This is a genomic window from Kitasatospora purpeofusca, from assembly GCF_000718025.1.
Classification (GTDB): Bacteria; Actinomycetota; Actinomycetes; order Streptomycetales; family Streptomycetaceae; genus Kitasatospora; species Kitasatospora purpeofusca.
In genome coordinates, this window is sequence record NZ_JODS01000051.1 from 12995 (window position 1) to 39763 (window position 26769).

At 71.5% G+C, this 26769-nt stretch carries 28 protein-coding genes; 25 read left to right on the forward strand and 3 right to left on the reverse strand.

The window, feature by feature from the left end; genetic code table 11:
* Window positions 1-9 precede the first annotated feature (9 nt).
* Window positions 10-1323 carry an NsdA family TPR-like regulatory protein gene (locus IF01_RS0139280; protein ID WP_030398442.1) on the reverse strand — a complete coding sequence of 438 codons (1314 nt, stop codon included), beginning with the start codon at window positions 1321-1323 and terminating at the stop codon, window positions 10-12.
* A gap of 503 nt (window positions 1324-1826) precedes the next feature.
* Here IF01_RS0139280 and IF01_RS44780 point away from each other — a divergent pair.
* From IF01_RS44780 to tpg, 18 genes are all read left to right on the forward strand, one after another.
* A complete protein-coding gene (locus IF01_RS44780; protein WP_051757131.1) occupies window positions 1827-3224 on the forward strand; it encodes a hypothetical protein in 1398 nt (465 codons plus the stop codon).
* A 297-nt stretch (window positions 3225-3521) separates the two neighbouring features.
* Window positions 3522-3683, forward strand: a complete 162-nt coding sequence (locus IF01_RS48785; RefSeq protein ID WP_157855481.1) for a hypothetical protein — start codon at window positions 3522-3524, stop codon at window positions 3681-3683.
* Between the two features lie 5 nt (window positions 3684-3688).
* Entirely contained in the window at window positions 3689-5746 is a 2058-nt protein-coding gene (locus IF01_RS0139300; RefSeq protein ID WP_157855482.1) for an FtsK/SpoIIIE domain-containing protein, read from the forward strand.
* Window positions 5747-5894: 148 nt separating this feature from the next.
* Window positions 5895-6086: a hypothetical protein gene (locus IF01_RS0139305; protein WP_030398445.1), complete on the forward strand. Its 192-nt coding sequence runs from the start codon at window positions 5895-5897 to the stop codon at window positions 6084-6086.
* A 115-nt stretch (window positions 6087-6201) separates the two neighbouring features.
* On the forward strand, window positions 6202-6462 hold the full coding sequence (locus tag IF01_RS0139310) for a hypothetical protein (RefSeq protein WP_030398446.1): 261 nt from the start codon (window positions 6202-6204) through the stop codon (window positions 6460-6462).
* A gap of 27 nt (window positions 6463-6489) precedes the next feature.
* Window positions 6490-6735: a hypothetical protein gene (locus tag IF01_RS0139315; protein WP_030398447.1), complete on the forward strand. Its 246-nt coding sequence runs from the start codon at window positions 6490-6492 to the stop codon at window positions 6733-6735.
* Window positions 6736-6835: 100 nt separating this feature from the next.
* Window positions 6836-7495 carry a hypothetical protein gene (locus tag IF01_RS0139320; protein WP_051757132.1) on the forward strand — a complete coding sequence of 220 codons (660 nt, stop codon included), beginning with the start codon at window positions 6836-6838 and terminating at the stop codon, window positions 7493-7495.
* An 11-nt stretch (window positions 7496-7506) separates the two neighbouring features.
* The gene (locus tag IF01_RS0139325; protein WP_051757133.1) at window positions 7507-7956 is read left to right on the forward strand and encodes a hypothetical protein; all 450 of its coding nucleotides are present in this window, start codon (window positions 7507-7509) and stop codon (window positions 7954-7956) included.
* 74 nt (window positions 7957-8030) lie between these two features.
* A complete protein-coding gene (locus tag IF01_RS0139330) occupies window positions 8031-8573 on the forward strand; it encodes a hypothetical protein (protein WP_030398450.1) in 543 nt (180 codons plus the stop codon).
* Window positions 8570-10510 carry a DUF6919 family putative SAM-binding protein gene (locus tag IF01_RS0139335; RefSeq protein ID WP_051757134.1) on the forward strand — a complete coding sequence of 647 codons (1941 nt, stop codon included), beginning with the start codon at window positions 8570-8572 and terminating at the stop codon, window positions 10508-10510. The genes IF01_RS0139330 and IF01_RS0139335 overlap by 4 nt, the downstream gene beginning before the upstream one ends.
* A complete protein-coding gene (locus tag IF01_RS48790) occupies window positions 10507-10836 on the forward strand; it encodes a hypothetical protein (protein WP_030398452.1) in 330 nt (109 codons plus the stop codon). The genes IF01_RS0139335 and IF01_RS48790 overlap by 4 nt, the downstream gene beginning before the upstream one ends.
* A gap of 17 nt (window positions 10837-10853) precedes the next feature.
* Entirely contained in the window at window positions 10854-11561 is a 708-nt protein-coding gene (locus IF01_RS0139345; RefSeq protein ID WP_030398453.1) for a hypothetical protein, read from the forward strand.
* 55 nt (window positions 11562-11616) lie between these two features.
* A complete protein-coding gene (locus tag IF01_RS0139350) occupies window positions 11617-12213 on the forward strand; it encodes a hypothetical protein (RefSeq protein WP_030398454.1) in 597 nt (198 codons plus the stop codon).
* Window positions 12214-12319: 106 nt separating this feature from the next.
* Window positions 12320-12946 carry a nucleoside triphosphate pyrophosphohydrolase family protein gene (locus tag IF01_RS51490; protein WP_063764424.1) on the forward strand — a complete coding sequence of 209 codons (627 nt, stop codon included), beginning with the start codon at window positions 12320-12322 and terminating at the stop codon, window positions 12944-12946.
* Complete coding sequence (locus IF01_RS44785; RefSeq protein WP_051757136.1) at window positions 12943-13812, forward strand: hypothetical protein; 870 nt, start codon at window positions 12943-12945, stop codon at window positions 13810-13812. Before IF01_RS51490 ends, IF01_RS44785 begins: the two co-directional genes overlap by 4 nt.
* Window positions 13813-14009: 197 nt before the next feature.
* A complete protein-coding gene (locus tag IF01_RS0139365; protein ID WP_030398457.1) occupies window positions 14010-14318 on the forward strand; it encodes a hypothetical protein in 309 nt (102 codons plus the stop codon).
* Between the two features lie 210 nt (window positions 14319-14528).
* Window positions 14529-19712 (forward strand): telomere-associated protein Tap, encoded by a 5184-nt coding sequence (gene tap / locus IF01_RS48795; protein ID WP_051757137.1) that lies wholly within the window; start codon window positions 14529-14531, stop codon window positions 19710-19712.
* Between the two features lie 5 nt (window positions 19713-19717).
* Window positions 19718-20287, forward strand: a complete 570-nt coding sequence (tpg, locus tag IF01_RS0139380) for a telomere-protecting terminal protein Tpg (RefSeq protein WP_030398458.1) — start codon at window positions 19718-19720, stop codon at window positions 20285-20287.
* A gap of 159 nt (window positions 20288-20446) precedes the next feature.
* On the opposite strand, the gene IF01_RS48800 is transcribed toward tpg, so the two are convergent.
* On the reverse strand, window positions 20447-20596 hold the full coding sequence (locus IF01_RS48800; RefSeq protein WP_157855483.1) for a hypothetical protein: 150 nt from the start codon (window positions 20594-20596) through the stop codon (window positions 20447-20449).
* Between the two features lie 187 nt (window positions 20597-20783).
* Window positions 20784-20951, reverse strand: a complete 168-nt coding sequence (locus IF01_RS48805; protein WP_157855484.1) for a hypothetical protein — start codon at window positions 20949-20951, stop codon at window positions 20784-20786.
* A 482-nt stretch (window positions 20952-21433) separates the two neighbouring features.
* Here IF01_RS48805 and IF01_RS0139395 point away from each other — a divergent pair, with 482 nt between their 5' ends.
* From IF01_RS0139395 to IF01_RS0139425, 7 genes are all read left to right on the forward strand, one after another.
* Window positions 21434-21667 carry a hypothetical protein gene (locus IF01_RS0139395; protein ID WP_030398459.1) on the forward strand — a complete coding sequence of 78 codons (234 nt, stop codon included), beginning with the start codon at window positions 21434-21436 and terminating at the stop codon, window positions 21665-21667.
* A 370-nt stretch (window positions 21668-22037) separates the two neighbouring features.
* Window positions 22038-22682 (forward strand): hypothetical protein, encoded by a 645-nt coding sequence (locus IF01_RS0139400; RefSeq protein WP_244215778.1) that lies wholly within the window; start codon window positions 22038-22040, stop codon window positions 22680-22682.
* A 79-nt stretch (window positions 22683-22761) separates the two neighbouring features.
* The gene (locus IF01_RS0139405) at window positions 22762-23796 is read left to right on the forward strand and encodes a YaaC family protein (protein ID WP_030398461.1); all 1035 of its coding nucleotides are present in this window, start codon (window positions 22762-22764) and stop codon (window positions 23794-23796) included.
* 214 nt (window positions 23797-24010) lie between these two features.
* Window positions 24011-24730 carry a TIGR02391 family protein gene (locus tag IF01_RS0139410; RefSeq protein ID WP_030398462.1) on the forward strand — a complete coding sequence of 240 codons (720 nt, stop codon included), beginning with the start codon at window positions 24011-24013 and terminating at the stop codon, window positions 24728-24730.
* A gap of 97 nt (window positions 24731-24827) precedes the next feature.
* Window positions 24828-25037 (forward strand): hypothetical protein, encoded by a 210-nt coding sequence (locus IF01_RS0139415; protein ID WP_030398463.1) that lies wholly within the window; start codon window positions 24828-24830, stop codon window positions 25035-25037.
* Window positions 25030-25293 carry a hypothetical protein gene (locus tag IF01_RS0139420; RefSeq protein ID WP_030398464.1) on the forward strand — a complete coding sequence of 88 codons (264 nt, stop codon included), beginning with the start codon at window positions 25030-25032 and terminating at the stop codon, window positions 25291-25293. The genes IF01_RS0139415 and IF01_RS0139420 overlap by 8 nt, the downstream gene beginning before the upstream one ends.
* The gene (locus IF01_RS0139425; protein ID WP_030398465.1) at window positions 25290-25685 is read left to right on the forward strand and encodes a hypothetical protein; all 396 of its coding nucleotides are present in this window, start codon (window positions 25290-25292) and stop codon (window positions 25683-25685) included. Before IF01_RS0139420 ends, IF01_RS0139425 begins: the two co-directional genes overlap by 4 nt.
* The last annotated feature ends 1084 nt before the right edge of the window (window positions 25686-26769 follow it).

A 26769-nucleotide genomic window follows, 5' to 3' on the forward strand; every position in this document is an offset into this window, starting at 1 on the left:
GTCTCTCTGTCAGCGGGGCAGTGCTTTGAGCGGGATGCGCGCGAACATCTCGATCTGTTCTTGCAGATCTTGCCCGGCGATGGCCAGGGGGGAGCTGGCCAGGGTCTTGTGGACCCGCAGCACGCACGCCATGATCCCGTTGTTCCGCTTCTCCGGGGCAAGGTCCAACACGGGCGCGATGGCCTCGACGGCGCCCTCCAGTTCACCGGCATGGACTCGGGCGATGGCCAGCGACGCGTGACTGCCCGCCTGATCGCCGAAGGCCCAGTCGGGGTGCGACGGATCCGCGTACGCGCTCACCGCTCGGGCTGAGTAGTCCTGTGCTGCGTCGGCTTCGGCCGGCAGCCAGGCCATCGACTCGGCCGCGTAGTACAGCTGGCGGGAACGCCCGAAGGTTGCGAGGCCGCCGAGTTCGTCCAGGTCGTCGGGCTGGACGGAGTCCCAGGCCGCCTCCGCGCGCTGGATTGCCTCCCGGGCTTTTGCTGCGTTGCCCACGGTTGCCCAGGCACGGGCCTCGCTGACCGGTAGCCAGACGCTCGTGGTGTTGCGGCTGAGCGCCGCGGCTTCGCCGCCGGACTGGGCGTAGCGAATGGACTCGTGAGGGCGCCCGGCCCAGTAGGCGACGAGCGACTGGAGCCCGCGGATCCAGGCGCGCAGGCCCGGGTGGTCAGCCTGTTCGGCGCACATGTACGCGGTGCGGGCCTGGGTCATGGCCGCCTGGGGGTCGCCGAGGTCGTGGCTCGCCTTGGCCAGCAGGCCACCGGTGACGCCGGCCAGGAGGTAGAGCTGCCGGGCCTGGGCGGGAGCGACACGTCGCTCCAGCAGACCGTAGACGTTCTCCTGGGTGGTGACCAGGTTGCCGAGCAGCCCCCCCAAGGGCCGCTGAGGGTAGTCGAGCGTGAGCTGTCGTACGTCCTCGTACACCAACTCCATCGCCTCACCGGTGAGGCCGTCCTGTCCGGTGAGGAGAGCGAACTGCCGTGCTCGCTGCGCCGCCATGGTGATCAGTTCCTGTTCTGTTTCCTTGCTGCCGTGGGCGATTGCCAGGCCCGTCGAGCTGTCGATCGTCGCGGCATCCCACGACCGCAGCAGCTCCTCGATGGGCTTGCTGAACATCGCTTGGAGGACTCGGCGGGTCACCGGGGTTGTTCCGGACCTCTCGCCGGCCGCAAGCCTCCGCAAGTGCCGGGGGCTGAGGGTGGCGTCTTCCTTCAAGCTGCGCGCCAGCGCATCGAAGTCGGAGCTGAGCTCTTCGTAGGTGCGGTTGCGCTGCCTGATCAAGAACTCCAGCACGGTGCGCGGCTCATGGGCTGTGCCAGCCACGAGGCCCTCCCCACAGTGTCTTTGCTGCTGCTCATACGGCCAGTGTTCCCGGCCTCGAGGTTCAGCGACGAGCTGGTCCTCTTCTGGTCCGGGCGCGGTCCTCCCATGGTCCCTCGCCGGACCTCGTCCGGTCAGCTGGTTGGCTGAATGATCGTTGCCAGGAGGTACTGGCGATGAATCAGAGCACGTCCTCGGGCCTGTGGGCCATGAACGGCAGGGCCGTCGACCTGCCGCGCCGGGCGTCTTCGTCGGCGACACCGTCCCGCTCGCTGAGTCGGCTCCTGCGGGAGCGGCCCATGGCCGACCTCCTCCCGTGTCGGCCGTCTGTGTAGCTAGTGAAGTAGCGATGAGCAGCAAGAAGGTGAAGCGTGACGAAGTAGCCATGAAATGTAGTGTGTAGTGTTGCCATGTAGCGCCACGGTGTTGTAGCTTGAGTTAGGCAGACAAGCAGCGCAATAAGCTGTGCGTCCATGGTGGACGGCGCGAACTTGAGGAGAAGCAGGATGATCAGCGATCGGATCGGAGAGTTCGCTTCGGCGAATCCCTGGCCGACGGCCGTTGTGGCGGTGGTGCTGGGCCTGGTGGTCCTCGCCGCTGTGGCGCGGTTGGGCACGCGGGCCGTGGTGTTCGTGAACAAGCGGCGCAGGGACGGCCGGCTGACACCGGCGCAGATGGTGACGACGTTGGGCGCCCTGGTGTCCACCGCGGTCGGGGCCAACACGGCCTGGCGATTCGCCGGGAGCCACCTGCACATCGAGGACACGCTGGAGCGGGGCGCCCTCTTCATGGCGGGTGAGATCATCCTGTTCGGTCTCGCGCTGGCGGCTCGCCAGAACCTGACGGGCGAGATGAAGCGGACCGGGGCGCCGGGGGTGCTGGTCTGGGTGATCAGCGCGTTCCTGGCGGTGCCGGCGTGGACGGAGGCACAGGACGCGGCCGGGAACGTGAGCGTGGCCGGGGCCGCGTGGCGGATCGTGCTCGGTCCGCTCGGTGCCGCGCTGATGTGGCACTTCGCGATGAACATCGAGCTGCGCCATGCCGAGCCCAGCGCGGAGAACAACGGCTTCGCCGCCCAGGTGACCCGTCGTCTCCAGCACAAGGTGATGGCCGCGATGGGGATCCGGCTCGGTCAGGACGCGGAGGAGGCGCTGCGGGAGCGGGCGCGGACGAAGGCGGCCGATCTGATCGACCGGTACAACGCGCTGGCGAGCGACGAGGAGCGGAAGGGCCGCAGGGGCCGGCGTCTGATGAAGCGGCTGCGCGAGCAGCTGCGGGTGGCCGAGGTGTCGCGCAGCGAGGTGATGAAGGCGGCGCTGATGGCGGACCTGGCGGTCTCCTCCCACGCCACGTCGCTGGCCAGGCTCCAGCACGTCTCGCCGTGGCCGGACGCCACGGTGCTGCTGCCCTCCGCCGAGCGCACCGCCCTGCCGGGCCCGGACCCCCTTCCCGCGTCGACCGGGGCTTTGTCCCTTGATTCCGCAGTCCCGGGACTGACGGAGTCCGGGGTCGCTGACTCCCGGGACACCGTGACGGAGGAGTCCGGGGACGGTCCGGACGACGACGGCCCGCGGGGTCCGGGCGGTGGCGGCCCCGCGCCGGTCGATGCCGGTGTGGCGGAGCTGCTGCGGAAGCTGGAGGCCGACCTCGCTGCTGAGCAGCAGGCGGAGCTGGACCCGCAGCACGTGACAGCGCTGGCCGAGCGGAAGACCGGGGCGGACAGGGTGCGCTACGCGATCACGGTGCTGCACACGCACCAGAGCCCGGAGCTGTCGCGCTGGTTGCGGCAGTACGGCTACGAGGTCAACCGGGGCACGGTGCACAGCGTCGCGAAGGCAGCGCTGGAGGCGTCGATGCGCAGCAATGTGGTGGAGCTTCGCAGCGGCACCGGCACGGCGGATTGAAGGCCTGTCGATGAGTCGACGCTGGGCGGACGACAAGTCGACACCGACGGTAGGCGCTGCGGGGTGCTGGGCGAGCGGGAGGGCGCAGCACCCCGCAGTCCCCGGGGTCCGCCGGGTGAGCAGCAGGGCAGCAGAACACGAGGTCAGACCCCGGTGGCCACCGGTTGCCGGGCAGGGAGAACAGCGCAGAGAAGACATGGATCAGGGGAGAGGACAGCACCATCCGGCGGGCTCACAGCCTGGCAGCGTCGCGCCCGCCGGACGGCAGCGGTCTCTCCGAAGGGAGAGGGGACCGCGATGGACATCATCGCAGCACCGCAGCCCCGGGGCAGCAGCACCCGGGACGGAGAGCAGCGCAGCAGGCAGCACCAGCAGCACCGCGAGCAGCACGACGGGCAGCGCAGCGCGCAGCACGGCAGCACGAACGGCAGCGGCAGCAGCGACCGGACGGGGGTGTGAGCGGCATGGCGGCTTGGGAGATCATCGCGGTGGCGCTGCTCGTCGCAGCGTGCGTGCCCCGCCGCAGCGGCGCCGGGTCGGTGAAGCGGCTGGTGCGGTTGATGGCGCGCCAGCAGCGGCAGCTGGCCCCGGCCGAGGCGCCGGAGTGGATGCCGGGCGGCTGGACCACCGCGAAGAAGGCCCACTGGCTCACCCTGGTGCCGCGCCCGGTCAAGGTCCTGGCGCTGCTCCTGCTCGCGGCCTCGGCCGGCGGGGGGACCTGGGCCTGGTACCACTACCAGGCGCAGCTGCTGACGGGCCTGACCCTGGTCCTGGCGCTGGGGATCACGGTCTGGCGCCGCGGTCGGGTGCGCCGGATGCACCGCCGGCTGGTCGTGAACCCGTTCTTCGCCGCCTACAGGAAGATCTTCCGGGAGGACCTTCCGGTCGACGCGGAGGCCCGGCGGTGGATCGACATCCCGGTCCACGTGATGGGCCGCAGCGATGCCCGCCGGACCCTGGGCGAGCGCCTGCCGAAGAAGGTCGCGGCGCGTCTGGACAGTGCCCGGTGGGTGGAGTGGCTGCGTCGGACGAAGGAGCGGCTGCTGGCGAGGCCGATGGCCTGGTACGACGCGGTACGGGCCTGGAAGCCGGTGGCGTGGTGGCTGGAGCGCCGGGCCGCTGCCGTCGAGGACGCCAGGGTGGTCCTGGCCTTCCCGCCGGAGGCGGAGCTGTCCGACGGCGAGCAGCTGCGGGTGCTGAACCTGGTCAACCGGCGCATCCCCGGTGCGTGGGAGGCGTCCTGGGACCACCAGGGCTTCAAGGTGACGTTCAAGCACCCGCCGCGCCCGCCGCAGAAGGTGCTGTTCTCCGAGGTGCGGGACATCATCGAGGCCCTGCCGGCCTCCCAGGTCCTGATCGGCCTGGGCACCCGCAACGAGAAGATCGTCATCGACTTCGACGACGAGACCCCGCACGTGGGCCTGTCGATCGGCACCGGCGGCGGCAAGTCCGCGACGCTGCGCAACATCATCGTCCAGCAGATCCGCAAGGGTGCCGAGAAGGTCGTGATCATCGACCCGAAGCTGATTTCCCAGGACTGCCTCGACGGGATTCCCGAGGTCGAGATCTACACCGAGATCGGTGAGCAGTGGGACGCCGTCGCGAAATTCGCTGCGGAAATGGAGCGGCGCTATCAGATCAAGAAGGCCGACAAGTCCGCGACCTTCCCGCGCTGGTTCCTCATCATGGAGGAGCAGAACGATTTCGCGGAGGAGTCGTACCAGACCTGGACCGACGTGAAGGAGAAGGGCGACCCGGCCCGGCCGCCGGTTTTCGGGCAGGTCGCGAAGACCCTTTTCAAGGGTCGCCAGGCGAACATGAACGTGATTTCGGTCTATCAGCGCCTGACCGCGCGCGCGGCGGGCGGGACGGAACTGCGTGACCAGTACGGTGCGAAGATCCTGGCGCGTTTCTCGCCGCAGGCCTGGAACTCCCTGGTGGCGACGACGCCGCGCCCGAAGTCGAGCCGTCACAACGGTCGGGCGATCGTCGTGATCGGCGGCTCCGAGCGCACCTGCCAGATGGTGTTCGTCGGCGAGGACGAGGCCCGCGCGTACGCGCTGAACGGCCGCGAGCCGCTGCGGCCGGCCGCCTATGTGCCGATCGCGGAGCGTGAGGCCGAGGCCATGTCCTCTCCGGGGGACGTGGAGGACATCCCCGGGATCTACCTGGGGAGTGTCCTGGGACAGTCCATGGACGAAACGGGACGTAACGGTGCAGACCAGACTGTTACTGACGGTGATGTCCACCTGGCTCCGGTGGTCCCGCTGACCAAGCCGGTGCCCGCGCAGGCGGCGCCGGCGGTCGAGCCGATCGTCGGTCTGGAGGCCGCCGCCGCGTTCCTCGGCTACGAGGGGGCGGCCGGCAAGGCGGCCTTCGTGAAGGCCCGCCAGCGCCACCAGAAGCAGCACGGCCCGATTCCCGGGGAGTTCCAGGTCGGGGCGTTCCCGGCCTGGTGGCCGAAGGACCTCGCCCGCTGGGGCGCGCGGCGCCCGAGGGCCGGGGTGAAGGAAACCGGCTGACCTCGGCCGTAAATGCCGGACGGCGGCCCGGACCGGAAACAGATTCCGGGCCGCCGACTCGGCGAGGGAAATAAGAAAGAACCGAGATCCGGAATACAGCCGACGGGACACCCTTGTCCCGAAAACCGCCCGAATTCAGGGAGAAGAAATGGCAACCGTCTCGATCGTCGTGCTGATGGCCGCACTTTCGGTCCTGCTCCTGCGGCTGGGCGCCATCAAGGTGTGGCAGCTTCTGGTCGGTGTGGTTCTCGGATTCGTCCTCGCCTCCACCGGAGCCGGGCCGTGGATCCAGAACGTCATCGACAACTTCTTCGCCTGGGTCGGCCACTTCAAGTTCTGACCGGCCGCCCCCGCCGGTGACCGGAGCGCCCACCGCGCACCGGGCTCCGGCGAGGACGGCCGGCCACCCGGCCCGCCGCCCGACCCGACACCCCACCACCGAAGGGACCCCCGCCATGGCGCACAACCACGAGCCCGAGTACTACACCGCCGGCGAGAAGGCCCGCGCGGCCGGCCTGATCGGCCTGGGCGCCCTGACGTCCGCGCTGGGCCTGGGCACCGGCATCGCCGACCGGCGCATCGCCCGCCTCCAGGCCACCGCGGTGGCCCGGGAGGACCAGGAGGCCGAGGACCGTGCCTGGGCCGAGAAGCAGGAGCGCGGGCGCAAGGACGCCGCGCGCCGCGCCGCCCGCTACCCCGACGCCACGAAGAACTGACCGGCGAGCACGAGGAAGGAGGAGGCCATGGACTGGACGAGCGTGTGGTGGACCGTCGCGGTCCCGCACCGCCGGGACGAGCCGGCCGCCGACGGCGAGCACGTCGCGGAGGTCCCCGGCGTCCAGTGGTTCGAGATCAGGGCGCTGAACGCCCAGGACGCGATCGACGAGGCGCGGACGGAACTGCTCTCCCCGGCGTCGGTGCGTCACCGGCGCGGCGCCCGTGCCGACATCGCGGCGGCCACCGCCCAGGTCAGCGACCGCCAGACGTAGATGCGCCCCGGGGCGGCCGTCACAGGCCGCAAAACCAGCCGGCCGCCCCGGGCCCAACTCCCCGACACCGGCAGAGCCGATCCGAAGAGAGGCACCCATCATGTCCTACGACCCGTTCGAGCAGAACTCCCGGGACTGGCGCCGGCACACCGCCCGCCTCGCGCCGGGCCTGAGCACCACCACGATCCTCATCGCCGCCCGTGTCTGGTCCGAGCAGGGCGCCCGCCACAGCTTCGGGGACGCCGTGCTGATGGGCGCCCTCACCTTGGGCGCCGCCGCGGCCGGCACCGTCTCCGCCAAGCACGCCAACGGCCACTACCTGCTGACCACCACCTGCTACGCGGCGGCCGGCACCACCGCGGTGTGCGGCGCTGCCGCCTACTCCGACGGCCTGGCCCTGCCGATCCTGCTGTGGCTGCTGGCCACCGTCGCCGTCTACGCCCTGGCCGCCCGCTACTGGCGCGAGGACCGGCGCACCGCCACCGCCCACGCCAACACCTACGAGCTGCGCTCCATGGAACGCGGCACCGACCTCCAGATCGCGCGCACCACCGCGAAGGCGAAGGTCGAGGCCGCCCACGAGGCGAGCGCCTACATGGCCGCCCTGGCGGACGCGGTGCGCGAACGCCGCCGCCTCGCCGACACCGGCGGCGTCCCCGCCCTCGACGTCGACGTCCTGCTCGCCGCAGGCCTGCCCGGCGGCCTGCCCGAGGTGCCCGACACCCCCGCCGCCCTCCTCCAGGGCCCCACCCAGCGCTGAAAGGGCCCCCGATGAACCCGACCACCCCGCCGCGGCCCGCCACCGGCACGGCCGGCGCCGCCCGCCGCAGCACGGACGGCCCCGTCCACACCCATTTCGGCCTCAGCTACGCCGCCTACCTCGTCGTCCCGCGCACCCTGCTCCAGTCGATGCCCGAGCCGTGGCAGCAGCGGCTGGCCGACTGCCTCGCCGAACTGCACGAGGCCTTCGCCCACGTGCCGCAGGCCGAGGCGTACGAGGTGACGGCCGTCGTCGAGCGCGACGCCTGGCTGCTGGACGACGACCAGGCGAGGGCTGCCGGCGTCGCCGTCGTCGAATCCGAGCCGGGCGGCTTCCTGCGCTACTTCCGCGACGGCCGCGAACTGGGTCTCGACGAGACCGTCCCCGTGCCCGTCGCGGACCCGGTCCCCCACTACGACCGCGGCCGCACCTACATCCGCCCCGCCGACCACACCCGCTGAACGACGCGGGGCGCGCCCCATCGCCTGGACAGCACGGGCGCGCCCCACAACCCCCAGATGGGAGCACAGCCGAGATGACCACACTCTTCGAGCCCCCCGCAACCTCCACCGACCCGTCCGAGGATCCGCGGGAGGCGGTGAGCGGCCTGGTCGGCGCCTACACCGGCGCCCTCGCCGATATCGCCGACCTGATCCGCAGCCGCAGTCGGCTGTCGGAGGACCTGGACACCGCCCGCCTGCGCCTGGAGGCCGCCGCCCGCCGCGAGAGCGAGCTGGTGGTGGAATACGGGGCCGCCGTGCTGGAGCGGGACGCCGCCCGCGCCGAGGCGCGGCGCACGCGCGGCCAGCTCGCCGACCTCCTTCCCGCGTCGTTGGCCGGCGTCGACCTGGGCGAGATCCGCACCATCGTCGCCCGCGCCCACCGGCCGGAGCGGGACGAGGAGCAGGAGCAGAGCGAGCTCGCCGACCTGGCCTGGGCGGTGACGGTGCTGTTGCCGCTCGCCGAGGCCGTGATGGAACCGCGCCCCGCCACCGCGGCCGCCCACCGGGCCGCGTCCGCCCAGCGGGAGTGCCCGACCGCCACCGAGGCCACCGCCGGTGCGGAGGTGGCCCGGTGACGACGACCGTCGAGCCCTGGGACCGGGCGCGCACCGCCGCCGACCTCGGCGAGCTGACCGCGCAGTGGTTGACGGGCGCCATCGCCTCCCGGCCCGGCTACCAGCCCGGCCGGGGGCCGGACGAGGAGACCACCACCCGCCCGGAGTTGATGGACGCCCTGCTGCTGTGCAACCGCTCCGGGTTCGTCACCAGCTGCTCGCAGCCCGGATACGCGGGCCTGGAGGCGCCGGCGCCGACGGGCGGCATCTGGAGCCAGCGCGCGGCCGTGACCGGCTACGTCACCGACGAGGAGGTGCTGGCACGGTTGTGCGAGGCGGCTGACGACCACGCCTTCCTGCTCGCCCTCCACCACCCCGCCGGCCCCGGCCCGGTGCGCGAGGGCATCGCGGTCACCACCCGCAACGGCCGCCCGGTCACCTGGTTCGGCCGTCCCCTCAACGCGCAGGGCGTCGACCACGAATGGCACGGCGCCGACGCGCGGGCCGTGCGCCGGATGCGGGGAGCCTGGCAGGTCACCCTCGTCGACCCCCGCTTCGAGGACCGCACCCTGCTGTGGGACGCCCTGGCCGAGGCCCTGTTCGCGTCCGCCGCGCCGTGCCGCGGCCACCTGCCGGCCACCGCCGCCCAGGACGCCGACCTGGTGCTCGACCTCGGCGAGACCCTGCCCGACGCCGCCACCGACCGCTCCCGCGCACTGATGTGGGACGTGCCCCGCTACCTGGAGGCGATGGCCGCCCGGGGCAGGCCCGTGCTCGCCGGGGTGGTGGAGAACGTCATCGACGTCCGCGCCTGGGACCTCTGGGCCTCGTGGGTCGGCGACATCCGGGCACTCGGCTACCGCACCCGCCTCGTCGCCCTGAACTCCATGCACGCCCGTCCCGCCGTCACCCCGGTCGCCCCGCAGTCCCGCGACCGCCTCTACCTCGCCTACTGGCGCGCCGGCCTGCGGCGCGACCCGGACTGGGACAAGTGGCTGCGGCCGACGGCCTGGTGCGAGGGCTGCGAGCGGGTGGTGCGCGCGGTGCAGGCGTTCAAGAAGCCCGGGGTGGACATGGGCCGCTACCGCCAGCAGTACGTCTACCGCTGCCCGAACGTGGCCTGCCGCAACGCCGTGGTCGAGCCGCCCGTCGTCCCGGCCGCCAGCATCATCGACTGGTCGCTGACCGGCCGCCGGATCGGCGACGGCAAGCCCACGAAGAAGTTCACCCCCTACGCGCCGGCGACCCGGGAGCGGATCCGCGCGGGGATCCGCAAGTTCGGGGCGCCGCTGCTGGCCCCGGCCGGCGGCACCTGGCGCACCGAGGCCACCCCGGTCACCGTCCCGGCGCCGACCCGCACCACCCGGGAGAACGACGGCCTGGCCGTGCCGCCGCTTCTGGTGCCCACGGAGGGTCGCGACGGCAAGGCGGTGGGTCTGGTCGGGGAGCCGATGCGCACCCAGACCGCCCGCAACGAGACCGGGCTCGCCTGGCTGCCGTTCATCGCCGAGCTGCGCGGCGGGGGTTCGGACGCGCGGCCGGTGCTGGAGGCGCTGGCCACCGTCACCGCCTCCGGCAACCACCACGGCCTGACCGTGCCGCCCGCGGCGGGCGCGGTCGACTGGCGGGCGCTGCTGACGCCGTACTACGGCAACAGCGGCGCCCGCCCCGTCGCCGAGCCGGTCGGCACCCTGACCACCCGCGACCGCTACGGCCTCGCCTCCGGCCACGACGCGGGTGCCGGGACGGATGTGGACGAGGTGCTGTTCCGGATGCTGGAGCCGCACGAGATCGGCGCCGCGATGGCCTTCGCCCGCGACTACGTCGTGATCGGCAACAAGCGGGAGAAGGTCCGCCAGTTCGGCAACGCGGTGACCTCCAACGTCGCCGAACTCCTCGTCTCGGCTCTCGTCGAGGCCATCACCGGCCAGGACCTCGCCACCGGGTGGACCTCATGACCGCCCGCACCGCCCCGCTCGCGGACACCGGCCTGTGGCAGGCCGTCGTCGCGGCCGCCGCCGGACGCTGCCAGTGCCGCGGCACCTGCGGCAAGACCCACAAGGCCGACGCCGGCCGCTGCCCGCGCGAACACCGCCCCGGCGCCGAACTCACCGCCGCCCCCGCCGAACCCGCCCAGCTCCTCCTGCCCGCCCACCAGGCCGCCGCCCTGCCCAAGCACGCCCTCGCCGCCTGGTGCGCCCCCTGCCACGACGCCTCCCGCACCCGGGCCCGCCGCGCCGCCGAGGCCGACACCCCGCCCGCCCAGCCCACCACCCTGTTCTGACCGGAGGAGACAACGCCGTGTCCATCGTCATCACCGACCTGCCGCGCTTCATCGGCCAGCTCGCCCCGCACATCAGCCCCGACACCACCCTGCCCCCGCTCACCGGCATCCACCTGGAGGTCACCGGAACCCAGCTCGTCGGCGCGGCCACCGACCGCTACACCGTCGCCATCACCCGCCGCGACGTCGAGGAGAACGCCGAGCCCGCCACCTGGTCGGCGCTGCTGGACAGCGCCGACCTCAGGGCCCTGCGCGCCCTGGTGCCCGCCCGCACCGCCGCCGCCGGCGTGCGCCTGGCCTACGAGGCGCCGACCGAGCAGGACCCGGACGGCGGGCTGGCGTTCACCCACCAGGGCCGCACCCTGCGGCTGTCCGCCAACCTGCGGCGCGACGCCAGGTTCCCCCGCTGGCGCCAGATCCTCTCCACCGCGCTGGAGGGCGAGCCCCGGCTGACCGAGCCGGCCGCCTTCGACCCGCTCTACCTCGCCCGCTGGGCGAAGGCCGCCGAACGCCACACCCCCGTCACCCTCTGGTCGTCCGGCCCCGACAAGCCGCTGGTCGTCGCGGTCGGCGGCGACTTCGTCGGCCTGCAGATGCCGGTGCGCATCGACATGCGCCACGGCGGCTGGGCCCAGTGGGGCGGCAGGTCCGCGGTACGGGCGGCCTGGGCGCCGCTCCTCGCCCCCGCCGAGGAGAGCGTCCCCACCGGCCTGCGGGCCGCCTGACCCACTCCCTGCCCGGCCCCGACCACATCCCACCGAGCGACCCACGAAGGACACGATGACCGGCCACCGCCTCTCCCCCGCGTCGTCCCGCAGGGACAGGGACCCGTACGCGCCCGCCGACCTCGGCGGCTGCGCCTGGGACTTCCTGTGCGACCCGCACCTGCTCGTCGCCGCGCCCGGCGGGGACGTGGCCGGGCGCCTCGTCGCCCGGCTCGCCCGGGACCTGGCGGACCGGGGCCTTCGGGTCGAGGTCGCCGACCCCGACGCCGAGCCCGGGTTCGTGGAGGAGGCGGTGGCCGCCTTCCACGCCGGGCACCGGGCCGAGTTCGACGCCGACCGGGTCCACCTGGCCGGCCACCGCTTCCTCGCCGTGCCCGACATGCCCGCGCTCGCCGCCACCCACCCGCACCTTGTGGCGCTGGTGGCCGACGTCGCCCGCAACGGCTTCGCCACCGGCCACCACCTCCTGCTCGCCTACCCCGCGCGGCCCCTGCCCGGCCTCGACGACGACACCGCCCTGGCCGAGTTCGCCCGCCTCACCCTCGCCACCGCGCTGACCGCCCCGACCCCCGACCCGCGCCCGGCCATCGGCTGGCTGGCCACCACCGCCGCCGCCCGCCCGGTGCGCATCGACCCGGACCCCGCCGGCTGACCCCGGCCCGCGGCACGGTCCGCACTCGCCCACAGCGAAATCCCGGACGTGTGCGGACCGTGTCCGCAACCCTGCTGACCGTCACCACCCTGGAGGAGAACCCGCGATGACCGACACCGCCGCTCCGACGCCCGCGTCCGGGGCCGACCCCGCCGACGACGTCTGGGAGCAGATCGCCCGGCAGGTCGCCTGGCTCGACCACCACAACGGCGCAGGCGAGCACGAGAGCGCGATGCGCCTGATGAAGCTCTCCGAGGGGGTCGGGGAGGTCATGCGCGCCTACACCGGAACCACCGGCCACAACCCCCGCAAGGGCGTCACCCACGAACGCTCCGACGTCGCCGACGAGCTGTGCGACGTCGTCGTCACCGCGCTGGTCGCCCTGCACCGGTTCACCGACGACCCCCGCGCCCACCTGGACCGCCACCTGGTCCGCCTCACCGACCGGCTCGGGGTCCGCTCCGGGCGCCCGACGTTCCGCCAGTGGCTCACCGCCCAGAACCAACCCGGCCGGTGGAACGCCGCGACCGGCGTCGGCACCTTCCACGGCCCCAGCGCCCTCAACCGCGGGACCCGGACCCTGACCGGCTGGACCACCGCCGAGGACCTGCGCCCCCTGCTCGACGACCGCCACCTGCTCCTGCTCCTGGACGACGCCGCCCAGGAGTACGAGCACGCCACCACCCCCCGGCTCGCCTTCCGCCCCGCGCCCACCCAGGAGACCCGCCCGTGAACGACGACCACGACAACGTCACCCCCTTCCCGCACTCCCGCGCCGCCCACCAGAACACCCCTCAGACCGAAGCCGAGGAGCAGGCGGTGCCCCCGCAGTGGACCCCGCCGGCCCCCGGCGCCCCCGACGCCCCGCAGCCCGCCCCGGCGGCGCCCAGCCGTGGCGACCGCGCGCTCGAACTGCTGCGGACCGCGGGGTCGGCCGCAGCCCTCGGCCTGCTGTGGGCGGGCGAGCGGATCCGCGAGGACGTCCCCGACGCGTTCCGCTACGGCTGGTCGCTGACCGCGGCCTGGATCAAGGCCCTGGTCATCATGGTCGGCGCCCTTCTCGTCGGGCTGGTCCTGAGGGCCTTCGTCATCGCCGTCGCGGACGCCGCCGACTCGGCGTCCTCGGTGGAGGTCGAGCGCCCGGACCTGCCCCGCCACACCGGCATCGTCGCCGCCGTCACCCAACCGGTGCGCTCCTACCTCTTCGAGCACACGTCCGGTCTCCCGGTCTCGGGCGCCACCGCCTACGGGCTCTGGCTGGTCGCCGGGGCCTCGTTCCTGGGCTGGGCGTGGCTGTTCCGGGCGTTCGGCGCGCGGCTGGGCTGGCTCGCCTACGGCGGGGCGACCGTGGTGATGGTGTGGCAGGGCAGCCCCGCCGGCGGGCGTCCGGTCGCGGCCGGCATCGCGGTCCTCGCCTGGTGCGCGCTGTCGGTCCCGGCCCTGCGTGGCCTGCGGTTCCTCACCTTCACCAGCCACAGCACCCACCACAGCAACCCCGAGATCAAGGTGGAGCCGAGGATCGAGGTGCAGGTCGCGCCGCCGGTCGTCGAGATGGTCGAGGTCACCGCGGTGGTCAAGCGCGAGGGCGACTGGGGCTGATCCGTCACCAGGTGCCCGGCCACCGGCCGGGCACCGCCGTGGAGGGCCGGACCAGGCGGATGCCGGACCTCTTCAGCGGTGCCCAGCGAAAAGTTCGTGTCGTGCGTTGCAAAAGCGCCTCACGGTGCTTCAGCACCCACTAGAGTCTCCGTTGCTGAAGCTACGTATGTTCCGACAAAGAGAGAGTGGTGGGGAGGATGACCGAGATGGTCGCCGAGCCCAAGGTCAAGGGGATGACCGTCGTCGAGATCGCCGACGCAGCCGGCGTCAGCCCCTACCTGGTGAGCACCGTCACCCGGATCGCCAAGGTGCCGCGCCTCGGGAAGCGTTCCGGACTCGACCCGGAAACGGGGGAGCGGGTGGTCGCGGTGATCCGCGCCGGCCTGCTCAACGAGCGCACCGCGCGCGCGGTTGCGGAGGACATCGACGCCACGATCGCGGCGAGTCGAGAACTGATCGCGCTCCTGGAAGAAATGAAGGCGACGCAGGGGGAGCAGGCCGCATGAGGTAGCCGCAGACCTCCCCCAGACAGGCAAAAGCCCCGGTCTCATCCGCCAAGATTTCACCGGGGCCCCACCCGGTCCTGTAACAGGACCGTCAATGTCACTGAGAGGGTACCCAGTGGTTTGGGGTCCGCACCACATCACAGCTGTAAATGTCCTGATCATCACCTTCCTGAGTGTCTCCGTTCGGACTCCGTTCGGCGGTGAGCACCGATGACCGCCCCGGCGCAGTCCTCCCGCGACACGTTCGACCGCTCGTCCTACGAGCGGGTCCTGAACGCCCTGGACGTCCTCGGCTGCGCGCCGACGACCCGGGGCAGCGACCACATCGACGCCCGCTGCCCGGCGACCGGCCACGAGGACCAGTCCGCGTCGTTCTCCGCCGACTGGCGCCCGCCGACCGGCGACAAGGCCGGCCGCATGCTGCTGAAGTGCCACACCGGGTGCGACTACACCGACCTCCTCGCCGGGCTCGGCCTCCAGGCCCGGGAGCTGTACGACGGCCGCTCGCCCGGCTTCCAGAGCCGCTCGACGGCCCCCGTCCCGCGTCCCGCGAACCGCCGCTCCGCCCAGACGGCCCCCGCACCCGTCCCGAGCCGACCCGCACCTGCGCCGGGAACGGCGGAGCCGAAGCCCGCGGCGGACCACGCGCACGACTACGCGGAAGAGGCCCGGCACCTCTACACCGACGTCCAGGGCACCGTCCTGGCCACGATCATCCGCCGCCGCTGCTCGACCGAGGGCTGCGCGGAGAAGACCTTCGCCACGCACTACCCGGGCCGCAGGAAGCCCGAGGGCGCCAAGCGGCTCGTCGACTGGCTGGGCCTGTACCGCCTGCCCGAGGTCGCGGCCGCCATCGCCGCGGGCGAGAGCGTCTACGTCGTCGAGGGCGAGGGCGACGCCGACCGTCTCGCCGGCCTGGGCGTCGCGGCGACCTGCAACCCGACCGGTGCCGGGAAGTGGCGTGCCCTGCACACCGAGCAGCTCGCCGGCGCGCACGTCGTCGTGGTCGCCGACTTCGACGAGGCCGGGTACAAGCACGCCCTGATGGTGAGCGCCGAGCTGGCCTCGGTCGCCGCCTCGGTGGCGGTGGTGCGCGGCGCGGTTGCGGCCCGCAAGGCCGACGTCTCCGACCACCTCGCCGCCGGCCACGCCCTGGACGAGCTCGTGCCGGTGCCCGCCGCCGATCTGGAGGCCGGCTGGCCGGGAGCGCGGCCCGCCCCCGCCGCCCCCGCCCCCGCCGCCCCTGCTGCGGTCGTCGAGGCCCCGCAGGCCCCCGCCGGCACCCGGGAGCCGCAGGAGGACGACCCGGACGCCGACGACGCCGACCAGGCCCCGCTGCCGGGCCGCCCGGTGCACGGCTCCGACGGCTGGCGCTTCGACCCGGCCGAGGGCGTCAACGGCGCGATCTGGAAGCGCCAGCGCGGCCCGAAGGGCTCCACGGTGTGGCGCAAGTCCCTGCACTGGTGCCCGAAGGTGACCGTGCGCCTGGTCGTCCTCGGCGAGGACGGCAAGGTCCGCGACCGCTACTACGAGGTCACGATCGGCGAGGACACCATCACCGTCGCCCTGTCCGACCTGCGGGCGGTCGACGGCTGGAACACCTTCGCCGACGCGTCCGGCACCGGCACGAAGGCGATGCGCGAGGTCCTCGTCAACATCGTCGAACAGCAGGGCCTCGACCTGCCCAGGACCCTGGTCGTCAAGCGCACCGGCTGGCACGACATCCCCGGCTACGGCCGCACCTACGTCCACGCGGACGGCCGCACCGTGCCCGACGGCCGCCCCGTGCACGTCGACGGCGCCCGCGAGCGCATCCGCAAGGCCGCCACACCCCTCGCCCGCACCGCCACGACGCAGGAGTGCCGGCAGGCGGTCGAACAGATCGCCGTCCACGGCTGGGCCGGCCTGTTCGGCCTGGGCGCGGGAGCCCGCTCGCTCGGCTTCTCCCCGCGCCCGGTCCACGCGGGCCTGGCCTTCTTCGGCGAGCGCAACTCCGGCAAGACCTCCGTCGGGGCGCTCCTGCGCGGCCTGATGTTCACCAAGCGCCCCGAGGCGTTCCCCCCCGAGCCCACCCGCGCCTTCCACCACACCAAGACCAGCATCGAGATCGCCGTCGCCTTCGAGGCGGACTCCCCGCTGCTGATCGAGGACATGGCGCTCACCCTCGACTCCTCGCCGGCCGAGGTCCGCGAAGCCACCGACAAGCTCGAGATGCTCTTCCGCTCGGTCGGCAACGACGAGGAGATGCGCGGCCGCTCCACCCGCAAGCTCGGCCACCAGGAGGCCAACTACGTCCGGGGCATCCCCGTCGCCACCGCGCAGATGATGCCCCCCACCATGCAGGCCTCCCTCTACCGCCGCGCCGTGTGCATCCAGATGTCCGAGGAAGGCGGCCAGTGCGACTGGCGCTGGTACCGCGACACCGGCGGCGAACTGCTCCAGGTACCGCTGCGCACCATCGGCGAGCTGATCGTCGACCACCTCTACGCCCAGGGCGACGAGGCGGCCGAGTACCTGGAGGACCTCGACGCCAGGGCACTGATGATCCTCAAGCCCTACGTCAACCGGGCCCTGCCCGACTACGGCGGCCCGATGGAGGGCGTCATCAAGGCGGCCGGGGCCATGCTCGCCGGCATCCTCCTGATCGCCGACGTGCTCGGCCTGGACGGCGAGGCCCTCGCCCACACCGTCTGCGAGCCGCTCGCCCAGTCCCTGGCCCAGCAGTCCGAGAAGATGGACGACCGCCACGCCGCCCAGGACGACCTGCCCACCGCTGTCGCCGCGGTCATCCGCAACGCCCTGCTGCGCAACAAGGCCCACGTCCGGGACGCGGGCGGCACCGTGCGCCCGGCCGTCCCGTACGAGGTCGAGCAGGCCCAGGGCCTCATCTACAAGGGCACCGACGAAAACCGCCAGCCCGTCTGGGAGGGGCGCGGCTCCGCGTTCTACTGGTTCCCCGACCGCGGCCCGGCCCTCGGCGTCACCTCCGAGCACCTGCACGACCTGCTCCAGAACAGCACCGACAGCAAGGTCAAGGGCACCACCAGCCGCTCCCTGCCCAACGCCCTGCTCCGCGCGGGCATGACGTACCGCAACAACACCCAGAAGGGTCGGGAGGCCACCTGGCGGGTCGACGTCGCGGGCAAGAAGCCCCGGCTCATCCTCATCAAGCCCGAGTTCCTGTGGGACCTCGGCGAGGAGAACCCGCCGCCGACCGGCGACGGCCCCGGTGACGAGCCGGGTGCCGGCGGCCCCGGCCAGCCGGGCGCCGGTGACGGGACCCCGCAGCAGGACGGCCCGGGCGAGCGGGACCTGCCGCCGGCGGGCGCGACCCTGTTCGACAAGACCGCCACCGGCTCCGGCCAGGAGCCGGCCGCCGGCACGCACGGGACCACCGAGACCGAGGACGAGGAGGCTGAAGTGCCCTTCCTGGAGACCGAGTTGCCGTGCGTGGAGTGCGGCAGGCCCACCCCCCGGCGGGAGACGGACGGCACCCCGCGCCACCTGAACGTCCCCGGCCTGTTCTCCTGCACCACCGGCATGGCACCGGCCGCGCCCGCGCCCGCCGCGAGCCCCCTCCCCGCGTCGAAGGTCCCGGCCCAGCAGGCCCCCGCGCCCGCCGCACCCACGGCCCCGTCCCCGGCTGCGAGGCCGCAGTCCGCCCGGCCCGCCACCGCGGCCCGCACGGCACCCGCCGCCGACCGGGACGAGCCCGCCGCCACGGTCTACCCCAACGGGCCGCTCGCGGTCCTGGAGGCCGCCCAGGACGGCACCCTGACCGGCCACCTGGTCGACGGCCGCACCCTCGCCTGCCCCGCCAAGTCCCTGCCCGCCATGATCACCTGGGCACTGGGCGCCGGCCTGGGCCAGGCACGCCTCCACAAGTGGGGCACCGACGCCGACCCCATGATCGTGCTCACCGCCTCGGCCGCGAAGAAGCTCGGCCTGCCCGACACACTGGCCGACCGCGGCCAGCTGCGCCTGCCCGAGGACCACAAGGTCGTCAAGGCGCTCACCAAGGCCGGCTGGCAGCTCACCCGCCGCGGCTTCTCCTCCTGGACCCGCATCTACAAGCCGGTCAAGGACGGCGCCCGCCAGTGCGTCCAGATCGCCGTGATGCCCTGGGACGCGCTCGGCCCCTCCAACGGCTGGGCCATCGACCCCGACACCGCCCCGGCCGACGTCGCCCGCACCCTGGGCACCTACGCCCAGCGCGTCATCGCCCCGCGCGGCTCCATGGGCACCAACGGCATCGAACTGCTCCTCCAGCTGCGCCCGCCCACCCGCGCGGTGTGGGACGAGGCCCAGCAGCGCTACGTCTCCGGGCCGGTGCCCGGCAGCTTCACCCGGGCCGTGCAGCCTGCCCCGCCGGACGCCCCGGAGGAGCACCCGCTCGCGCACGGCCGCGACGAGGAGACGGACGCCATGCACGAGGAGGCCTGGAACTGGCACCGGCCCCTCACCCCGCAGGAAGAGGCGCAGGGCTTCACCGTGGCGGTCGGCCTCGACACCAACACCTCGTTCCTGTCCGGCTCCAGCCGCCTGCTGGTCGGCGACGGCGACCCCGTCCACCACGACCACCCCGTCTTCGACAAGAAGACCCCCGGCAGCTGGCGCCACGACTTCTCCCAGGTGGAGTGGGACCCCAGGTTCCCCTGCCCATTGACCCCCAACGGCCGACCGCCGACGGGCCCCGCCTGGTACACCACCCAGACCCTGGCCTACGCCCTCGAACTCGGCCTCGCGGTCGAGCCCTCGGAGGCGTGGCTGCGCCGCCCGGCCGCCGCCGCGTGGCTGGACCCGTGGCAGGAGCACCTGGCCCGCGCCTACAAGGACACGATGGCCGCGCTCGGCATCGTCCAGGGCATGGAGCCGGAGGAGTTCCTGGCGGCGATGGAGGCCTACAACCAGGGCGCCGGCGACCCGGTCGAACGCCAGCTCGCCCGCTACATCAAGCAGACCGTCAAGTCGGGCATCGGCAAGCTGCGCCAGTCCCCGGCCCGCTACATCGGCTACACGCCGGGCGAGCCGTGGCCGGAGCTGGAGCGGCTGTGGTGGCGCCCGGACGTGCGGGCCGCGGTCATCGCCACCGCCCGGGTCTCCCAGCACCGCAAGATGCGCAAGACCTACGAGGCGACCGGGCTGGCGCCGCTGGCGGCGTACTCGGACTGCGTCATCTACCCGGCGACGCAGGCCTCCGCGCTCGCGGTGGTCCCGCGCACCCCCGACGGCGGCCAGGTGCCCGGCGCCTTCCGCCTCGGCGTCCAGCCCGGCTGGTGCAAGCAGGAGGGCGTGCGCCCGCTCACCTGGTACACCGAGCGCCACGCCGAAGGCATCAACCCCGCCCGCTACATCGCCCCCCGCGCCAACGAGCGCGACACCGAAGGAGAGTAGGACCCATGGGCAAGATGATCGAAGCCCTGGGCGAGGCCGTCCGCTCCAGGCTGACCGAGAAGCAGTCCGAGATCCACAGGACCACCAAGGGCCGCGTCGGGTTCCTGCTGAAGAAGGAAGGGACCGTCGCCAAGGTCGCCGAGCGCCTCGGGGTCAGCGCGCGCTCCGTCCACCGCTACCTCAAGGGCGAGCGCAAGACCCCGCCCGACGACATCGCCGCGCGGATCGAGGCCGAGGTCCGCAAGGACTGGAAGCCGGGCCTCCAGCGACAGGCCGCGAAGGAGGCCCGCCGACGCCCGGTCACCGTCAACACCCGCGCCGCCTTCGGCTACCAGGCCTCGGCCACCGGCACCACCAGCCCCGACGGCAGGCTGCGCAACTTCCGCAAGACACTCCCGGCGGAATACGCCGAGCGCCTGCTGGAGGCGCAGGAGAACGGGGACGAGGCCGAGGCCCAGAAGGTCCTCGCCGAGTACCTCCAGGACGAGTACTTCCGCGAGGGCCGCGAGGGAAAGGCCGGCGAGGTCGAGGTGTCGATCACCGACATCGACTTCATCGACGTGACCCTGCACTGACCACCCGCCGCGCGCAGTCCCGGGACACCGTGACCGCGCAGTCCCGAGATGAGGATGCCGTGCCGTACGAGCGGAGTGAGCAACTGCTCGACGCACTGGGGGTTCGTCAGGCATGTACGGGATGTCAGTGACGTCGCGGTCTGCCGGGCCGCCGCGATCTCAGTCCTCGTTCAGCTGGTTCGCGGTGGGGATGTCGGCCGGCCCCACCCTCGGCTCGCCGTGGGGGCACGTCGCGTCGGGGTCGATCAGAAATCCCCGGATCTCGGGCTGCCTGCACTCCGGGGTGCAGTCCGTCGTCGTGATGCTCATGTCCTGTCCAACGACTGCCGCCCGGCCGGGCTACGTGCGACTCTCCGGACGCCCCGCGTGCTGGGACGTCCTGGAGGAAATGGAGCCGATCGCGACCCCGTAATCCCGGGACTGCGCGGTCCCGCACCCGCGCACAACCGGAAGGGGTGCCCAGCCACTGCGGCCGGGCACCCCTTCCCCGCGTCGATTACCGCTGCTGCGCCTCGGTCTGCTCGCGGATCGCTGCGGCAACGTCCAACAGTGCGTACGCGACTGCGGCCAGGCCCTCGCCGATCGCGTCGGTCTGCTTCTCCTCACCCTGCCGACCGCCCGCGTCGCTGGCGTACGACGCAGCACGGTCTTCGTATCTCGACACTCGGTCCTCCCCTGGTGTTGATCGGTAACGTGCTGGAGCCTCCCCGGGGCCAGGCCGCTTCACTCCACCGAAGAGTCGGGGCAGAGATCGGGGGTGGCACTCTCGGCGGTGCCCTCGTAGGACGACACCGGGTTTTCTCCTTGGACGGGTGCGGAGTGTTCGATTTTCCGTGCGACAGGTGGTAGTCACGCCTCAGCGGACAGAGCGGAGAGCTGAGTTGAACGCGCACGGGCCGAGCCCCTAGGCTCTGCTCGGGCCCTGCCCTGGTGTGCCGTGACGCGATCCCGACGGCCTCCTCAAAAAAAAAGCCTGCCAGATGTGACCTCTTTCACACTCGTTTGTGATGGTGAAACTTCTTCGCTATACAGATCGGTTCGAGTGGAGCTGGCAGGCCTGATCCCGCGCTTCTGCGGATTGAGGCTGGCTGTTCGTTGAGTTCCGTGATTGTCCGGCATGCGCTTCTCGGACTGAGGGTCCTGCCCGTGCTCGTGGTGGTGGTGCTGTCGGCCCCCGCCTGGCTGTCCTGGCCGTTCCTGTCGGAGCAGCGCCAGCGGATCGTGATCGAGATGGTGAAGGCGCTGGCGGACTGGACCCAGGGCGCCTCGCCCCAGGACTTCCCGGTGGAGTCGACCGTCGACCCCGGAGGGACGGGCCCCGCCATCGAGACCGGCGCCGATGAGCTCCGGCCGCCGGGCCAGCCGCGGGCAGGTGCCTGACGGGGCTGCGGCGGGCGGCTTCCAGGACTCCGCTGGGGCCCCGTAGGTGTGCCATGGACGGGTACACCTACGGGCTGGCGGATCGACCCCTTGGCACGCGCGAAGCCCCGGAGGGCAGAGCGAACAATCCGATTTGCCTGTCGGCGTGAACCGGTAACCTCCCGTCATGACGACGGTGTGGAGGCGGTTCTCGGCCCGCCAAGCAGGGACGGATGAGCCCGAGGCGCTGTACGAGGGAGTCCCGGACCACCTGGACCCGTTCCTCCGGAACTGGCTCATGTCCACACTGAGCCGGGCGGAGTTGGGGACGATGCTCGCGCTTCAGCTCAGGCTGCCCTCGAGATTCACCACCTCAGGACATGGAGTCGCTGTGGTCCTGGCGGATGAGGCGGACGCCGACCTGCTGCTGGACGCCATCGACGCCACCCTCTTCCTGCTGCCGAAGTCGGAGGTGTTCGGGTTCGGCTTCTCCGGGTTCCTGGAGCAGCTGGAGACCGTTCTGACCGACGGTGGTTCGGCGTTCCGGATCGCCGACGACGGGCGGTCCCTGGAACGGCGGGTCGACGAGACGGTGCGCGACGCCGTGCTGCTCGCGGGGAACAGTGCGGCCTCGGCACCGGCCGGTTCGGCGTCGGAGCATCTTCGGGATGCCTGGCAGGCCGTCTACGGCCGCACGCCGAACCCGCCGGCGGCCTACAGCCTGGCGATCAAGGCGGTGGAGGCGGCCGCGCACGCCGTGCTGGAGCCGAACAACGCGAAGTCCACGCTCGGCACGATGATCCGCAACCTGCGCGACGCACCGCAGAACTTCCGGGTCGCGATCGACGGCCCGTCGGAAGGCGACCCGACACCGGTGATCGGCATGCTCCAGATGCTGTGGCAGGGGCAGACGAGCCGACACGGCGGCCAGACACCCACCCGGCCGGAGACCAAGGAAGCCGCCGAGATGGCCGTGCACCTGGCCGCGACGCTCGTGCAGTGGTTCACCGCCGGCGCGGTCACCCGCCGCACGTAGCCGCCGGCGCCGCCCGGGCGCGGGCATCGGCCGCAAAACACGTTGGCCCGGGCGGCCCGGTGATCGGTAGCGTCCCGGCATGGTCATCGACATCTCGGTCCGCGACGCGTGGGACGTGCTGCGCGGCGCCCGGTCCGCGCCGCCCGGTCTGGCCGCGAGGACACCGCGTCGGCGGCGGGTCTTCGCCGCCTCTCTGGAACAGGCGGAGCAGTTCTTCCGGGCAGCGCTCGCCGTGGGGCCCGCTACGCAGCCGGTGCTGGTGTTCTACGGGCTGAGCCAGGCGGGCCGAGCGATCGCGGCGAGCGCAACCGCGCTGGCGGGAGAGGACCAGTGGGGCCTGAGCGGGCACGGCATCCACACGAAGCAGGCCGACGGCCCGCTGACGGACGTCCGGGCGCGCACCGACGCCGAGGGGAAGCGGGCCAGCTTCGTGCGGCTGTCCGAACTCCTCGACTCCCCGGTATGGGGCGACGAGCCGGTCACGCTCGCCGAGCTGTGGGACTGCCTGCCCGTGAACTCGCGTACGCCGCTGGACCCGGGCCGCACCATCCGGGTGACGCCGCTGCTCGTCGACCACCGCGGCGTCTACGACGAGCCGCATCCAATGGTGAGCGTCCCCGTGGCCTACTTCCCGCCCCGCGTGCTGGACGGGGACGACACGGTCGCGGCGTTCACCGACTACCTCACCCACTTCCCCGAGGCCCAGGGCTACGACAGCTACGTCCTGGCCTGTGCCGGCCGACCCGAGCCGGACTTCACCAGGCACCACGACGGCTGGGGAGAACTGATGATGAACTGGGTCTCCGTAGAGGGACGGCACGCCACCAGGGACGAACACCTCGACCATCTCCGACGCATCACCCGCCGGGACAACGGCAGCTGGTACCTCACCCCGACGGTCGGAGGATCACCGCGGGGGATACACCCGCTGATGGCCTGGTGGGCGGTCCTGCACACCTTGTCCAACCTTGCCCGCTACCAGCCGGCCGAATGGGCCCGCCACATCGACGTCGACCAGAGCATCCACGCGGTGCCCGTGGAGCGGTTGCTGGCCGAGGCATGCCGCCTCCTGCCCGTCCTCATAGCCGAGACCCTCGACGAGGTCACGGCCTGACGCTGGAAGCCCTGCAGCCCGACGCTCAGCGGTTGAGCGCCGGGCTAAAGGAAGCAAGTCGGCGGCTGCTTGACGGTGCACAGCACGATGGCCAACGCAAGGCTGTGGATAACCCGCTTGCCTTAACAGGGTGGTGCATGGTTACTGGCAGTCAGCAGAACGAAGTCCTCGATCCGGCAGTCCCGGAATCGCGAGATGGAGCGCAACAGTGCCAATGAACCGCGAGTGGGCAATCACCAGGCTGAAGAAGTTCCTCTCCATCGCCTGGCTCAAGTACGTGCCGAACACCCGTGGCTTGGCGCACTACAGGCTGGGCAACACCAAGGATATGGTGCAGGGCGAGGCGCAGATCGCCGAGCAGATCCTTGACAGGGTCCTGCCCGACTGGCGCACCGCCGACTGGGAGCAGCCCAGCAACCAGCCTCTCTGGCGACACCGCGAGGCAGCGAACCGGGCCATCGCGCTGCTTGAAGCGGAGCAGGAGCTGCTCGACAACCTTGGCACCGGGGCGCCCGAGCTGGATGCCTCCACGATGCACCCGTGGGTATGGGGGAGCATCCAGGGCCTTTGGAGCAGCGGCCACTTCCGAGAGGCGGTCGGGGCCGCTGCCCGTGCCATCAACGCCCAAGCCCAGACCAAACTCGGCCGCCGCGATGCCTCCGAGGCCAAGCTGCTCTCAGACGCGTTCTCCACCAACGTACCCACCCCCGGCCATCCCCGGCTGCGCCTCGGTACGGACGACGGCGGCGACACCTTCAGGAACGTCCACGACGGGGCCGGGAACCTGGCCCGGGGACTCTTCTCGGCGATCCGCAACCCGCTCGCCCACGAGAACGAGATCGAGTTGGAGGAGAACGAGGCGCTGGAATACCTGGCGGCCTTCAGTATCTTGGCCCGCTGGGTGGACAAGGCCACCGTCGAGACCAGCGTCTGACCCGCGCCCGTCGGCCGGGGCGCCGGATCGTCCCGCTGCCCCGGCCGACCTGCGCTAGCCTCAAAGCACCGACGCCCCGGCGAGCTTGGAGGTCACGATGCGGATGGTGTTCGACCCCACCGAAGCCGAAGGGCTGCGAGCCACAGCCCGCGATGCCGCGTTGGAAGACCCCACCCTGGCCTACGTATTGCTCGACCTGGCGGACCGCGGCGTCGACCTGAACAGCCGCCGCACCTGGGACGACATCAAGGCCGAGCGAGGCATCGAGACCGCTCCGCCGACCGAGGGCGAGCAGCGCGTTGCCTGACCGCCCGCCGCGCCGTGCGGTCATCACCTTCCACGAAGTCGCCGAACGGCAACTCGCCGAGATGGACGACGCCACGCTCGCCTGCCTTGACCCGCACCTGGACACCATCGCGCTGAACCCGAAGACCGCCGGCGTCCAGATGAGACCGGAAAGCCCGGTCCGCGACTACATCAAGGATGGCGTACGAATCGCCTACGTCTCCACCGTGCTCGGTACGATCGTCCTCGTCGCCTACGTCGAGATCGACCCGCGATGACCACTAGCGCTCCCAAGACCGGCGATATCTACATTTCCTGCGCCGAAGGCCGCTTCATCCGCGTCACCGCCTATACCCCCGGCGACACCGAGGCCACAGTCGAAGACGCCGAATTCGGCTACCGCCTTGCCCCCGTACCACTACGACTTTTCCATGACAGCATTCGCACCACCCGCGGTCAGCTGCGCCGCATCGGCTATGCCCCACAGCCCGACGGCGTGCCACCGTGGACCGAGCGGCTGCGCTGCATTTGGGGCGACGTCCATGCAGCCCGTCGCCTGCTCACCCGTGGCTTGGTCACGGCCTGCGGCGCCGCCACGGACCACCACACCGGGCTTGGCCCCGATGCCGGCGTCACCTGCCATGGCTGCCGCCAGAAGATCGACGCCTGACCACCACAGGTTCGTCACGTCACGGACCGGGAAGAAGGCATGCTCTGTCTCGACTGCCCAGAAGACCAGCCCATCGGAACGCGGCCGAAGGCTGAGAAACGGCAGCTAAAAGAGAATCGGCCGAAGAACCCAGGAAGCAGACCATCTGGGTCCAACGATTCTTTAGAGAACTGACGGCTACCCGCTCGCTCACCTCTGACAGTTGCCTGCGACGCAGGCGCGGTGCTCACCGATCATCTCAACTGAGGCTGGCTGCGGGCCCCTGTCGCACCCACTCGGCTGTTGCTCCCTATCAAGGCCCTGAACAGCAACAACCCCCACGTGTCACCTCAACGCGACAGCACGACAGTTCACCTTGATGACGCCCCATTTCTTGACATCCTGCCAACAGACCGTCACGAAGTTCGGGCATCAGACCACCCAATAATCCCGCTGACGAAACAGATGTGACCCCAGGTCGTTTGCGGCCGGCCTAGGTTGCTGATGGAACAAGTCTCAAGTCGTGGCCAGGAAGAACCTTCAGGCGACCTCAGGTCTAAGCTAGAACGCGCCAGATATCTTCCTTGGCCGCATTGTTTGAGCGGAATCAAAAAGCAATGATGATCTGCCGATGGAGGAATTGAACTGAGCTTGACGCGCCAGCTTGCGTGCCAAGGTGACGGGCTTTCCATGCGTAATCTGGGAGCCCGTCACCTTTCATTGTTACTTCTTGAAGTAATCTGCAATCTGAACTAGTAATTGCAGGATTCCGATTCCTAGTAATATGATCTCCATTGCTTCCACCTCCTTTCCTGCCCGACTTGTAAGTTGACCTTTCGTTGGCTGATGCCATGTAATAATTATATCACATTCTGGGTTTGTAAATTACGCAGCCTGGGGCTTCAAAATGAGAGACCGCCCGCTCTGGAATTCCGTTGAGTGGGCTTTGATTGATGAATTCTTATTCCCCCGGAGCTTCGCCCAGCTTGTCTCCTGCGTCGCTTGTTTCATCAAAACCGCAGGTCAGAAGCTTACTTGACTCTACGTTACAGAATTGAGTTTGGAGGGCGCGAAGCGACCGACTGTCGTTGGATCGGCGCAGCGC